The sequence below is a fragment of the Mesorhizobium sp. WSM4849 genome (assembly GCF_055811385.1).
The window spans coordinates 26,276-39,780 of the sequence record NZ_JBVVPW010000050.1; the positions used below are offsets into that span (position 1 = coordinate 26,276).

A 13,505-nucleotide genomic window follows, 5' to 3' on the forward strand; every position below is an offset into this window, starting at 1 on the left:
CTTCGGGGCGCCATTCGTGGGAGGGCATATGGCCGAGCTAACAGTGCAGCGAGCGCCGGAACGCGGCATCTGGGGGTGGATGCTGTTCGACTGGGCAGCGCAGCCGTTCTTCACGGTCATCACCACCTTTATCTTCGGACCCTATTTCGTCTCGCGCATGGCGAGCGATCCGGAAACGGGCCAGGCGGCATGGGGTTACGGCATCGCCGCGGCGGGCCTGGCCATCGCCGTGCTGTCGCCGATCCTCGGCTCGATCGCCGACCAGACCGGCCCGCGAAAACCGTGGATCGCACTCTTCGCCGCGATCAAGATCACCAGTCTTTGCCTGCTGTGGTTCGCTGCTCCCGGTTCGAACCTTTTCCTGGTCGTGCTGCTCTTCTCGTTGGCCTCGGTCGCGGCGGAATTCTCGACCGTGTTCAACGATTCGATGATGCCGCGTCTGGTGCCGAAGAGCGAAATCGGCCGAATCTCGAATATGGCATGGGGTCTCGGCTATCTCGGCGGCATGATCGCGCTGATCTTTGTCGTCGCCCTCATGGCCGGCTCGTCGGCAACCGGCAAGACGATCGTCGGTCTCGATCCGATCCTCGGGCTCGATCCGAAACTCGGCGAGGACGCACGGGCGACGGGACCCCTCTCAGCGGCCTGGTATTTCCTGTTCATCCTGCCAATGTTCTTTTTCACACCGGATGCGGCCAAGGGCATTCCCCTTGGACCGGCGGTGCGCGAGGGGCTGTCGGAACTGAAATCGACGCTGGGCGAAATACGCAAGCGCAGCGGCATCTTCCGCTTTCTCGTCGCCCGTATGATCTATCAGGATGGCGTCAATGCGTTGCTTGCGCTGGGCGGTGCCTTTGCGGCGGCGATGTTCCACTGGTCGATCACCGAGATCGGGCTGTTCGGCATCATCCTCAACGTCGTCGCCATCGTCGGCTGCCTGGTTGCCGCACGCCTCGACGTGGCGCTCGGCTCCAAGACCATAGTGATGATTTCGCTTGTCCTGCTCAGCATTGCCACGATCGGCATCGTCTCGACCGGGCCTGGCTACACGCTGTTCGGTGCCTGGACGATGCCCGGAGCCGATAGCGGCGGGTTGTTCGGTACACCGGCCGAAAAAGCCTACATCTTTTTCGGTCTGCTGATCGGGCTTGCCTTTGGGCCGGTGCAGGCATCGTCGCGCTCCTACATGGCGCGCAGCGTCACAGCTGCCGAATCAGGCCGCTATTTCGGCATCTATGCGCTGGCCGGGCGGGCGACCAGTTTTGCTGCGCCATTCATGGTGGCCACGATCACCTTGGCCAGCGGCTCGTCGCGGTTAGGCATGGCGGCAATCGTGCTGTTCCTCGGCGTCGGCCTGGCGATCCTGGTCCGCACGCCGTATCCGGCGGACAACCCGCAGGCGGAGTGAGCTTACCCTCCCCCTTGTGGGTAGGGTCGATCCGCGAAGCGGAGCGGGTTGGGGGCGGCGCTGCCCCCAACCCGTCTCACGAACTTTGCTTCGCAAAGATCGTTCGCCGACCCTCCCCGCGAGGGGGAGGGTGAAGCGCTCAATGCCGGAAATGCCTCACGCCGGTAAACACCATGGCGATGCCGTGGGCGTCGGCGGCGGCGATGACATCGTCGTCGCGCATCGAGCCTCCCGGCTGGATGACGGCGGTGGCACCGGCTTCGATGGCCGACAGCAGCCCGTCGGCGAAGGGAAAGAACGCGTCCGAGGCGACGACAGACCCCTTAGTCAGCGGCTCGGCCACGCCAGCAGCCTCAGCCGCGTCGAGCGCTTTGCGCGCGGCGATGCGTGAGGAATCGACCCGGCTCATCTGGCCGGCGCCGATGCCGACGGTGGCACCATCTCTGACATAGACGATGGCGTTCGACTTGACGTGCTTCGCAACGCGGAAGGCGAATTTGAGATCGGCCTTTTCGGCCGGCGTCGGCGCGCGCCTGGTCACTACTTTCAGGTCGAGATCATCGACCACCGCGTTGTCACGGCCCTGGACGAGCAATCCGCCGGAGACGGATTTGACGGTGGTGCCGGCGGCGCGCGGATCGGGCAGGCCGCCGGTGACAAGCAGACGCAGGTTCTTCTTGGCGGCGACGATGCGGATAGCTTCTTCCGAGGCGCCCGGCGCGATGATGACCTCGGTGAAGGTTTTGACGATCTCTTCGGCCGCCTCTGCATCGAGGGTACGGTTCATCGCGACGATGCCGCCAAAGGCCGAGACCGGATCGCAGGCAAGCGCCTTGGCGTAGGCCGCCTTCAGCGAAGCGCCCTCGGCGACGCCGCACGGGTTGGCATGCTTGATGATGGCGACAGTTGCGGAGCGGGCCGGATCGAACTCGCCTACCAATTCGAAGGCGGCGTCGGTGTCGTTGATATTGTTGTAGGAAAGCTGCTTGCCCTGCAGCTGATGCGCCGTCGCGACGCCCGGCCGCCTGTCGCCATCGACGTAGAAGCCGGCGCCCTGGTGCGGGTTCTCGCCGTAGCGCATCACCTGGTCCAGCCTGCCGCCGAAGGCGCGCCAGGTGGGATGCTCGATCTCCAGCGCTTCGGCGAACCAGCCGGAAATCGCCGCATCATAGGTGGCGGTGCGGGCGAAGGCCTTGGCCGCCAGCTTCTTGCGGAAATCCAGCGAGAGCGAGCCGAAATTCATCTCCAGTGCGTTGAGTACTGAGGCATAGTCCTCGGGATCAGTGACGATGGCGACATAGGCGTGGTTCTTGGCCGAGGCGCGGATCATCGCCGGACCGCCTATGTCGATGTTCTCGACGATCGAGGCGTAAGCGGCGCCGGAGCGGCGGACATCCTCGAAAGGGTAGAGATTGGAGACGACGAGATCGATCGGCTCGATGCCATGATCGCGCATTGCCGCGGCGTGTTCGGGATCGTCGCGCACGCCGAGCAGCGCGCCATGCACGGACGGATGCAGCGTCTTGACGCGGCCGTCCATGATCTCGGGAAAGCCGGTGAGGTCGGAGACGTCGCGCACGACCATGCCTGCCTCAGCGATCGCCTTTGCCGTGCCGCCGGTGGAGACCAGCTCGACACCGGCCGAGACGAGGGCCTGCGCGAAATCGATGAGCCCGGTCTTGTCGAAAACGGAAAGCAGCGCGCGACGAACGGGAACGAGGTCGGGCGCGGGAATGTTCTTGGCGGCGACGGCCATGGGCTGGCGGCCTTTCACGGCTGGTTGGGAAAGTGTCCGCGCGCCGTAGCACATGAGGCCTGGAAATCAAACTGCGAGGCTAACCGCAGTCTCAGCTTTTTGCGACCTGACCGGCGATCACCGTTCGCGTCAGCTGCCAATGGACTTCGGAAACCTCCGATGCCTTGAAGGCCAGCACGATCTGCCGGCCGCGGCGCGGGCCGCCCAAACCGGCGAAGTAGATGGATTCCTCGACCTCGGGCGCTACCTCGGTGCAGGTGAACACCCACGTGTCGGCCTGTTCGGCGGTCAGCACCAGGCGGCCATGCTGGTCCTGGAGCAGGCCTATGGCGGGATGGATGTGGAAGCGCACCGTGACAAAATCGCGGCCGTTGTTGCGGATCGCAGCATTGCCCGGCCGCAGAAAGCGATCCCTGCCGGCAAGCACATTGCCGTTCGTCGACAATTTCAGCTCGCGCTCATGCAGCAGGCCGAAGCGCGCGACATAGCCGTCGTGGCGAGCCAGGAAACCCTGGCTGCCTGGCTGGTCGGTGCGCTTGCAAGATACATGCTGCGGGCCGCCGATCAACGGCGTGCCGAGCAGATCGTTGACGCGCAGCGAATGGCTGAAACGCGCCGACGAGGTGTCGTTGAGGGTGGCGGTCGAGTGGGCGGCCGTGGCGCGGGCAAGCGGCCGGAATTCGGCGGCGCCATAGGTGTCGACGCCGGCATTGACGACGTAATGCTGGCGGCCGGAGGACAGTTCGAAAGCCAGGCATCCGGCGTGCGCCGCGTTGGAAACGTCGATTGGGGGCGGCGGGCCGGTATCGGCGATCACGGTGACGCCGCCCATGGAGAGGCGCTCGTAGCCTGAATGCGGCGCGTGCAGCAAAGGCGCGCCGGCGGTGTCGTCGTGGCGCAGTATGGTGGCAATGCGGTCGTGGATGGTCGCGCCCATGCCATTGAAGCGGGCGAGGCTGCCGTCCTGGTGGCGAAAGAAACGCAGCGCCGGCAGCATACGGTCGATTGCACCCATCAGCGCCGCCGGCGGAGTTTCGGCTTGATTGGCATAGGTTTGGCGCAGCGGCAGAAGGTCGGCGAGGATTTCAAGAACGGTTATCGGATTGCGGGAAATATGTCCGCCATCCGGCAGAATCTGGCGATCGAGCTCATCGGCGAGGCTGCGGGTCGCACCGCGCAGCGCCGATGCCGGCGCCGGCAGCGACAGAGCGGCAAAAGCCAGCGCGATGCGGGCGCGCAGCCTGTCCTTGCCGTCCGGCATCTCGCGTGCCATCGCCCTGAGATAGCGGATCTGCATGGCCAGCGATTTCAGGAAGGCCCGGTAGAAGGGAAATTCTGCGCCCTGCAGCACCACCGAGGAATGCTGCAGCCAGGCAATGACGCGCTTGGCCGTCGTGCCAGGCTCCCAGGCGACTCCGGCAATATTGCTGCCATGCATGGCGATCCAGTCGGAGACCAGCGCCCGGGCATTGGCGGCGGCAAGCTCGGTGCCGGCGGCGCGCATGTGGCGCAACCAGCGAAAGCCGTGCAGCGTCTTTTGCCAGCCGGGATTGGGCACGGCGATCTGGAAAGGCGACTTGCCGCCGGTCTCGACCATATGTCCCGACAGCGGATAGCGGCCATAGTAGATCTCGAGCGCAATCTGCGGGTCGGCCAGGCGCAGGTCCGGCGGAGCGATCAACACACGTTCCGGCGTGCGGCCGGAGTAGCGCCAGCGATAGAGTGGCCCGGCACGCAGGCGCCGGCGCGTCTTGCGCCAGAACTCCTTCGCGACAAGCGTCCATAGACGCGTCGTGCTGCCGGCAGCGATCGCCAAAAGCCCTCCTCATACCTCTCAACCCGAAGACAAGTTATATGATTCAAGAACTTATGCGAAGGCGAATTCCATGGAGACCTTGGAAGTTCAGCCTGTTTTCCGCAGGATTTTCCCTAAAACAGTCTTCAAATTCTCAGCGTTAGCCGGCTCTGCGCATGCGGGCGGCGAAGAAGCCGTCCAGGCCGGACCGTTCCGGTGAGCCGAGCTCCAGATCGGCGGGTGTGGTGCGTAGCGTGCCTTGCGGCGTGAGGAAGGGATCGATGCCGGCGATCTCGCCTGGGCGGAGCGGATCGTCGACGATATCAGTCGTTCCGGCGAGGAAGGCGCGGTGAAGCGCCTCGCCTTCGAGCGGGTCGAGCGAACAGTTGGAAAAGACGACGCGCCCGCCGGGCTTGACCAGGGTGACGGCGCGGGCGAGCAGCCTTCGCTGCAGATCGGCGAGCTTTTCGATGTCGGCCGCCGTCTTCGTCCAGGGCACGTCGGGATGCCGCCGCACCGTGCCGGTCGAAGAACAGGGTGCATCGAGGAGGACGGCGTCGAACAGTTGTTCCGGCTCGTATTTGAGCAGATCGGCCTGGACGATCTCTGCGGACAGGCCAAGCCGTTCGAGATTCTGCGACAGCCGCGCCAACCGGTTCTTCGAGGAATCAATCGCGGTGACCGTGGCGCCGCCGAGAATGAGCTGAGCGGTCTTGCCGCCAGGGGCGGCGCAGAGGTCGGCGACGCGCAAACCCCTGATGTCGCCGAAGAGCCGGGCCGGAAGGCTGGCGGCGGCATCCTGAACCCACCAGGCGCCGTCTTCGAAGCCGGGCAGTTCGGTGACGGAGGCGCTGAGCTTTTCCACGCGCACCGTGCCGGTCGGCAGCACGATGCCGCCGAGCCGCTCGGCCCACAGCTCGGGATCTGACTTGACGGTGAAGTCGACCGGCGCCTCGTACCGATGAGCGGCGAGGATTTGCCTGGTCTTGTCGACGCCATAGGCGGCCTTCAGCCGGTCGGAAAACCACTTCGGCGCCTCGTCGGTACCGGCAAGCGCTGCAGCCAACTCGGCCTGCTTGGACCGCGCCAGCGTGCGCAGCACGCCGTTGACGAGACCGGAGAAGCGCACCGTGCGCGGATCGGACTTGGCGTGGGTCACAGCAAGGTCGACGGCGGCGCTGTCGGGAATATCGAGGAATAGGATCTGCGCCGCCGCCACATGCAGAATATGCGAAAGCACGGTGGCATTGGGCGGCAACGGCTTTTCCAGGCGGCGGGCCAGTAACCCGGCAATGGTCACGCGGAAGCGCAGCGCAGTGACCAGTATGGCGCGCACCAGCGCCCGGTCGCGCAGGTCGAGCGCCTTGTACTGCGGATGGCCGTTCTCGTGGTCGGTCAGCCCATCAAGCGGCGTTTTGGCATCGATGACGGCGGCGAGCAGCCGGGCAGCCGCCTTGCGCGCGGCGAGACCGGCAACGGGCTCGCCGGGGCTCACTGCATTGTTTTCGTGATCGCCTGAAATTCGGTGCCGGCGTTTCGCTTCGCTCACGACCACGGACCCTTGGGTCCGGTCGGATTGCGGCCCCAACGATTTGGCTTCGGCGGGGCCGGTTGCGCCGGCGGCTGCTCAGGCTGCTGTGTTGCCTTCTCCCACGGGCCTGATGGCGATTGTTCGTCGGCCTGTCGTGGGCGCGACACTGGGGTCACGTCGGATGAGCCGCCACCGACCATATCCCGCGCCATCGCCTGCAAGGCCGCGATACGGTTGTCGGTGTTCGGGTGGGTGGAAAACAGACTGTCCATGCGCTCGCCGGAAAGAGGATTGATGATGAAGAGGTGGGCGGTCGCCGGATTGCGCTCTGCATCCGGGTTGCGGATGCGTTCGGCGCCACGGGCGATTTTGTCAAGGGCCGAGGCAAGCCAGAGCGGCCGTCCACAGATCTCGGCGCCGCGCCGGTCGGCCTCGTATTCGCGGGTACGGCTGATCGCCATCTGCACGATCATAGCGGCGAACGGCGCCACGATCATCGCCACCAGCACACCGATAATGCCGAAGGAATTGTTGTTGTCGCGGTTGCCGCCAAAAAAGAAGGCGAAATTGCCGAGCATCGAGATCGCGCCGGCAAGCGTGGCGACGATCGTCATGGTCAGCGTGTCGCGGTGCTGCACATGGGCGAGCTCGTGCGCCATCACCGCCGCGACCTCTTCGTGCGATAGTTGCTGCAGCAGCCCGGTGGTGGCGGCAACCGCGGCATTCTGCGGATTGCGGCCGGTGGCGAAGGCATTGGGCTGCGGGTTGTCGATCAGATAGGTTTTCGGCATCGGCAGGCCGGCCTGTCTGGCAAGGCTCTGTACGATGGCGTAATATTCCGGGGCGTTCCTTTCGTCGACCTCGACGGCGCGGTTCATCGCCAGCACCATCTTGTCGGCGTTCCAATAGCTGAACAGGTTCATGGCGGCGGCAATCAGCAAGGCAATCACCATGCCGCCCGATCCGCCGATCAGATAGCCGACGCCCATGAACAGCGCGGTCATCGCGGCCAAAAGCATGGCGGTGCGAAGTGTGTTCATTGTCTGCTCCGTTTCTGCCGGCGCTGCGTAAAAGGGGTCGATCCTTGTCGGCTCATCGCTATATGATGGGAAACGTGTGGCCCTGTTTCAATCAGGGCCCGTTTCAATCGGCCGGGAATATCGCATGATCGAAGAAACCAGTAAAACGGGCGAAACCAGTGAAACAACTGCCGGCCCCGGCCACGACGCGCCGCAAAAGACGCTGACGCCGGCAGCGCGCCGCGCTCTGGCTGAAGCGGAAGCACGGCGCGAACACTATCGGCAGCAGGAAGCCGCGATGCCCCAGGAGATCGGCGGCCGTGGCGGCAAGGAGCCCGGCCGCTATGGCGACTGGGAGGTGAAGGGCCTGACCAGCGATTTCTAAGGGCACCCTAAGCCGCAGCGCGCTCCGCCGCGAGCATAATCCAGCCGCGGTCGTCGACCGTGATGCCCAGCCCGGCATAAGAGGCGATCGCAGCATGCGGCGTATGCAATGGATGCTGGTGGGTGGCGCTGATCACAACGACCGTGGCTCCTGCGGCCTCGGCCGCCGATATGCCGGCAGGCGCATCTTCGAAAACGAGGCAGTCGCGCGCATCGACGCCCAGCCGCTCGGCCGCCAGCCGGAAGCAATCCGGCGCTGGCTTGCCGCGGGAAACGTCCTCGGCCGCGACAAGGATGGCGGGACGCGGGATGCCGGCGGCGGCGATGCGCAGGAGAGCCAGCTCGCGCGGCGCCGAAGTGACGATGGCCCAGCGCTCGGGCGGCAGCGACGCCAGAAATGCCGCTGCGCTGGCGATCGGAAGGATGCCGTCGATATCGGCCGCCTCGGCCTGCAGAAGCGCATCGGCTTCGCGCATCGGGTCGACGCCTGGAAGCGCCAGCCGCGCGATGGTCTCGATTGCCCGCACGCCGTGGATCGTCGGCAGGAATGCGGCAACGTCGAGACCTTGCCGTCGTGCCCAATCTGCCCAGACCCTTTCTGCCGCGGCAATCGAATTGACCACCGTTCCGTCCATGTCGAACAGGAAGGCTGCGAATTTTCTGCCTGCGAACATCTGCTATCCCGGGTTGTTTCGGAAGGGACCAAAAGCCTGTCGATCGACCGTAACGTCGCATCGGCGGCATGGGAAGGCGCGAGATCGCCTTTTTCGACAAGACCAGGGAACCACGGCCGGCCATCTCGCGTTAACTTAATCGTCTTCCACGACACTCAAAAAAGGGGGGAACCGCGATGCTGATTCGGCTCGGCTACGAAATCGCCATTGACTGCGCTGAAGCCACCCCGGTGATTTCGCTGCTCGAGATCCATAAGGACCGCCAGGCCGACATCAAGCGGCAGACCCGCGTGCTGACCTCGCCTACCGTCCCAACCAGGCTCTATCACGATCTTTATGGCAACGCCTGCCGCCGCTTCACGGCGCCCGGCGGCAGCTTTCGCATTCTTTACGATGCCGTTGTCGAGGACAGCGGCGAGGCCGACGAGGTCAACCCGCTGGCCAGGGAAGTGCCGGTGACGGAGTTGCCCGACGATGTGCTCTGCTATCTGCTCGGCAGCCGCTATTGCGAGACCGATCATCTCAGTGATCTGGCCTGGCAGGTTTTCGGCCCTGTTCCATCCGGCTGGGCGCGGGTGCAGGCGATCGTCGACTATGTCCACAACCGTCTGTCGTTCGGTTACGGCTATGCGCGCCCAACCCGCACGGCGGCGCAAGCGCATGAGGAGCGCGTCGGCGTCTGTCGCGACTTCGCTCATCTGGCGATCACGCTCTGCCGCTGCATGAACATTCCCGCCCGCTACGCAAACGGCTATCTCGGCGACATCGGCGTGCCGGTCGACCCGGCTCCGATGGATTTTTCGGCGTGGCTGGAAGTGTTCCTCGACGGCAAATGGTACACGTTCGATCCCCGCCATAACATGCCGAGGATCGGCCGGGTCGTCATCGCGCGCGGTCGCGACGCGACCGACGTGCCGCTGCTGCACAGTTTCGGCCCGCACCGGCTCAGCCTGTTCAAGGTCTGGACCTACGAGCAGGAAAGCAATCTGTTCAGCCCGCCCCATCGCGGCGTCGACAGAACCGTCACCGCGCAGATGCTGGCATAAAAGCGCAAGCGCGAACGGCCTGCGACCGTTGTTACGATCATCCGGGCCGTCGTACAGGTCCGATGCGCCTGATCCGCTTCGGCACAGCCCGCCTGTGCCGGAGCGGGATCGAGTCCTTGTGCTCCACGGCAGACATCGGGATCATGGTAAGCGCTTCGTAAACGAAACTGCCGCAGCGGCTTGTCGTTTACCGGCTATTCACCTTGCCGCATTTCGAAACCAAGCAGAAACAACGGTTTGACAATGAGCCGGTAGCTGTTGGTCCCTTCGCGGCGCCATACGGCCGGAATCCTGCAATGCGGCCTTCACACGGCCTTGAGGTCGTGGCGAATGGAGTCGGAAGCATGCGGCATTTTGGGGGTCTTTTTCACGCAATCGGCAGCGTTGCCGGGGATCGCAGCGGAAATTTAGCGGTTCTGTTCGGCATGGTTGCGTCGGTGCTGGCGCTGGGCGTCGGCTTTGCCGTCAATATTTCCCAACTCTACAACGCCAAGTCGAGTTTGCAGGGCGTGATCGATGCGGCGGTGACGTCTACTGCACGCGACCTGACGACCGGCGTCATCAAGGAGGCCGATGCCAACAAGTCGGTGCAGGCGTTTCTCGATGCCAACAGCCGAGCGGGCATCCTGCAGGCTGATCGGATCGTCCTCGACAAATTGACCATCGACAGGACCGCCAAGACGGTTCAGGCGGACGTCCATGTCGATCTCGGCCTTTATTTTCCGCTTTTCAGCATGGGTGACATGAAGCGCGTTGCCGCATCGACGACAGCGCTCTATTCGGACAAGACGATCGAAGTGGCGATGATGCTCGACGTCACAGGGTCGATGGCCGGCCAGAAAATCATCGATCTGAGGACAGCTGCAGCGAACGCGGTCGACAGCTTCCTGGACGGCCAGGACTCCTCCAACCCCCGGGTGCGTGTCTCCATCGTACCATACGCCAATTCGGTGAATGCCGGCGCGCTTGCCGCCAGCAGCGTCTATGTCGAAACCTCGACCAGCCAGCGCAAGCAAGCGCCAGGCAATGGCGCCATACAGTACGTCTCCGGCTTAACGCGTCCGGATAATTGCGCCACCGAGCGCAAAGGCACCTATCAATATTCGGATGCGGGCCCCGAGGTCAGCATGGTCAATCGCGATTACCTGTTGTCGTCCTTTGCCTGGCAGACCGGCACGGCTGCCTGCCCGGCCGCCGCGTTGAAGCCGCTGACGGCGGACGCCGCGGCGCTCAAGAACGTCATCAAGACCTTTGTCGCATCGGGCGGCACCTCGGGCCATATCGGCGTGCAGTGGAGCTGGTACATGCTTTCGGAAAGCTGGGGCAGCGTGATGAATGCTTCGCAGCGGCCGGCCAAGGCGGATCCGAACAAGGTCGCCAAAATCGCGATCCTGATGACCGACGGCGAGTTCAACCTGTCCTATTTCGATGCCGCCACTGTCGGTGAGGTCTACAATGATGCCGGCAAGGAACCGACCCGCACGGCAGCCAAGACGCTCTGTACCGCCATGCGCGCCAAGGGCATCGAAATCTTCACCATCGGTTTCGATCTCAACGAAGAGATTGCCCAGGCGACACTGCACAATTGCGCGAGCCCGGATACCGCCAAGATCAAGCACTTCTATCAGGCCGCCAACGGGACGGAACTCAACCAGGCTTTCCAGGACATAGCGCACAACATCGAAAGCCTGGCATTGACCAAATAGAGGGCATTGACCAGACAGGATCCGGACAAGGAAAAGGCCGCCGCTTCTTTCGAAGCCGGCGGCCTTCCGTGTTTCCGTCCATGGCGCGGCTCATGGCGGCGACGTGACTTAAAAGTGCTGGAGCGTCCTTTGCGCGTCCAAAGGACGCGCGGCGCTCCAGGCGTCGCCAGCCGCGCATCTCGCGCCTTAACGGGAAGACTGCTTCCCGAAAGTGCAATCCGCTGAGGCCACGTTCTGGAAAACGAAATCACTCGACATCGGATCACCTCCTTTCGATTTGTTGAAGACGCCCTCATCATGGGGTGTCGATCCGCAAATGGCAAGGCGCCATGGTGAAAATGCGGTGCGGGCTTGTCGCTGGCGGCTTGCGGCTATCCGATCGGACAGGCAAAGTCGGCGTCGACGCCAAGCGGCAGAGCAGGGGAGGACGGGCATGGAGGCAGCCGACAGAGCGGCACGGATCGTTCGAACGGTTATCGAGACATTGAAGCCGGGTTTCGCGGTCAGGTTGTGGACCGGCGAGCGGATCGGGCCCGCCACCGGCCCGGTGGTCACCATCAACGACCAGGACATCGTCTGGCAGGTGATGCGTCGGCCCAACCTCTCGACGCTGATCGAAATGTGGATTTCCAAGACCATCGACGTGGAAGACGGGTCGCTGTTCGATTTCTACGCTCTGCCTGCGCACGGCAAGCTCAGGACGAAGCTCAAGGCGTTGCCCAAGCTCGCGGTCCTGCGCGACCTGCCGGCCGTGCTGTTTTCGAGAAAACAGATGACGGCGCGGACCGACCTTTCCGGGCGCAACCCCTTCGTCAGCGGGTCGAACAGGCAAGCGATCCAGCACCACTACGACATTTCGAACGCCTTCTACCGGCTCTTCCTCGACGAACGCATGGTCTATAGCTGCGGCTATTTCACCGATTTCGCCAACGGCATCGACCAGGCGCAGAAAGACAAGCTCGACCATATCTGCCGCAAGCTCCGGCTGAAGCCGGGCGAAAGGCTGCTCGACATCGGCTGCGGCTGGGGAGCCATGCTCATCCATGCCGCGAAAAATTACGGCGTCGTCGGCCACGGCGTCTCGCTGTCGGAAGCCCAGACCCAGCTTGCCCGCGAGCGCATCCGCGCTGAGGGGCTGGAGGACCGCATCACCATCGAGATAAAATCCTACGCCGAGCTGTCCGGCTCCTTCAACAAGATCTCGTCGATCGGCATGTTCGAGCATCTGGGGCTAGCCAACCACGCCGCCTATTTCTCGACCATCCATCGCCTGCTCAAACCGGGCGGCATCTATCTGCATCACGCTATCACCCGGCGCGACAAGGGCAGCATCAAGAAGACCTTGCGCAAAGGCCCGGAATTCAAGGCGCTGATCAAATACATCTTTCCCGGCGGTGAGCTCGACACGATCGGCATGACGCTCGGCAATCTCGAAGCGCACGGCTTCCTCGTCTACGATGTCGAGAATTTGCGCGAGCATTATGCCCGCACCTGCCGGCTGTGGGCCGAGCGCCTCCACGCGCGCTTCGACGAGGCGATCGCCGAGGTCGGCGAAGCCAAGGCGCGCCTCTGGCTGCTTTATCTCACCGGCTGTTCGATCACTTTCGAACGCGCCTCGGCGCAGATTTTCCAGACCGTCGTCACCAAGCGCGCGCGGGGCCCGAGCGGCCTGCCGCCGACGCGGGCGGATTTGTACCGGTAGTTGGTTTAGGTTGTGAACTCATAAACGTAACGGCTCAGCGGTTAGTCTTTGACGCCTTGGTTGCTGCAAGAAGCGCTGCGAAAGTCTGCTGGGGTCATTTTGAAGAGAGCGTCGCCAGCGGCGTCGGGTGAAACCGGATTGCCCTGCGCAGAGACGACTGCCGTCGAAGGCTGGTCATCACAGCTGCAGACGATCCAACTCGCTCCGCCGAACGTTCTGTTCGCTGGACCAGTTTCGCACTTCATCGGCGGAGACGATGCTATTTGCGGTGCCTCCGCCCGCCCTATCCCGGCGGCAAACAGGCCTAGCATCACCAAACGCAACAGTGCAGCCATAGGCCAAAAGTGTGCCGCACCAAAGCGCAGACTGCGCAAGGCCGCGCACCAGACGCGGTGGCGCGTCTGCTGAGATAGTGTCCTGAAGGTTCTGCAAAAAGCTTTGGAGAGAGAACGGCCCTTGCTCTGAGGCGAGGGGCGGCCATGGC

General features: G+C 63.7%; 10 protein-coding genes. 5 read left to right on the top strand and 5 right to left on the bottom strand.

Annotated features, from left to right (window positions below; translation table 11 throughout):
• The first annotated feature begins 28 nt into the window (after positions 1-28).
• Positions 29-1,408, top strand: coding sequence for an MFS transporter (locus AC0L3L_RS33845; protein ID WP_473641592.1), 1,380 nt, complete (start codon positions 29-31; stop codon positions 1,406-1,408).
• Between the two features lie 139 nt (positions 1,409-1,547).
• On the opposite strand, the gene purH is transcribed toward AC0L3L_RS33845, so the two are convergent.
• The 4 genes from purH to htpX form a co-directional block, all read right to left on the bottom strand.
• Complete coding sequence (gene purH / locus AC0L3L_RS33850) at positions 1,548-3,164, bottom strand: bifunctional phosphoribosylaminoimidazolecarboxamide formyltransferase/IMP cyclohydrolase (RefSeq protein ID WP_473641594.1); 1,617 nt, start codon at positions 3,162-3,164, stop codon at positions 1,548-1,550.
• A gap of 91 nt (positions 3,165-3,255) precedes the next feature.
• Positions 3,256-4,980 carry a heparinase II/III family protein gene (locus AC0L3L_RS33855; protein ID WP_473641596.1) on the bottom strand — a complete coding sequence of 575 codons (1,725 nt, stop codon included), beginning with the start codon at positions 4,978-4,980 and terminating at the stop codon, positions 3,256-3,258.
• A gap of 139 nt (positions 4,981-5,119) precedes the next feature.
• A complete protein-coding gene (locus tag AC0L3L_RS33860; protein WP_473641598.1) occupies positions 5,120-6,514 on the bottom strand; it encodes an RsmB/NOP family class I SAM-dependent RNA methyltransferase in 1,395 nt (464 codons plus the stop codon).
• Positions 6,505-7,530, bottom strand: a complete 1,026-nt coding sequence (gene htpX / locus AC0L3L_RS33865; RefSeq protein WP_473641600.1) for a zinc metalloprotease HtpX — start codon at positions 7,528-7,530, stop codon at positions 6,505-6,507. Before htpX ends, AC0L3L_RS33860 begins: the two co-directional genes overlap by 10 nt.
• A 124-nt stretch (positions 7,531-7,654) precedes the next feature.
• Between htpX and AC0L3L_RS33870 the strand changes: the two genes are divergently transcribed.
• Positions 7,655-7,894: a DUF1674 domain-containing protein gene (locus AC0L3L_RS33870; RefSeq protein WP_473550056.1), complete on the top strand. Its 240-nt coding sequence runs from the start codon at positions 7,655-7,657 to the stop codon at positions 7,892-7,894.
• A gap of 7 nt (positions 7,895-7,901) precedes the next feature.
• Here AC0L3L_RS33870 and AC0L3L_RS33875 read toward each other — a convergent pair whose 3' ends face one another.
• Complete coding sequence (locus tag AC0L3L_RS33875; protein ID WP_473641602.1) at positions 7,902-8,567, bottom strand: HAD-IA family hydrolase; 666 nt, start codon at positions 8,565-8,567, stop codon at positions 7,902-7,904.
• A 176-nt stretch (positions 8,568-8,743) separates the two neighbouring features.
• Here AC0L3L_RS33875 and AC0L3L_RS33880 point away from each other — a divergent pair, with 176 nt between their 5' ends.
• From AC0L3L_RS33880 to AC0L3L_RS33890, 3 genes are all read left to right on the top strand, one after another.
• On the top strand, positions 8,744-9,613 hold the full coding sequence (locus AC0L3L_RS33880; protein WP_473641603.1) for a transglutaminase-like domain-containing protein: 870 nt from the start codon (positions 8,744-8,746) through the stop codon (positions 9,611-9,613).
• A gap of 344 nt (positions 9,614-9,957) precedes the next feature.
• The gene (locus AC0L3L_RS33885) at positions 9,958-11,319 is read left to right on the top strand and encodes a TadE/TadG family type IV pilus assembly protein (protein WP_473486234.1); all 1,362 of its coding nucleotides are present in this window, start codon (positions 9,958-9,960) and stop codon (positions 11,317-11,319) included.
• Positions 11,320-11,752: 433 nt separating this feature from the next.
• Positions 11,753-13,021 carry a class I SAM-dependent methyltransferase gene (locus tag AC0L3L_RS33890; RefSeq protein ID WP_473486235.1) on the top strand — a complete coding sequence of 423 codons (1,269 nt, stop codon included), beginning with the start codon at positions 11,753-11,755 and terminating at the stop codon, positions 13,019-13,021.
• The last annotated feature ends 484 nt before the right edge of the window (positions 13,022-13,505 follow it).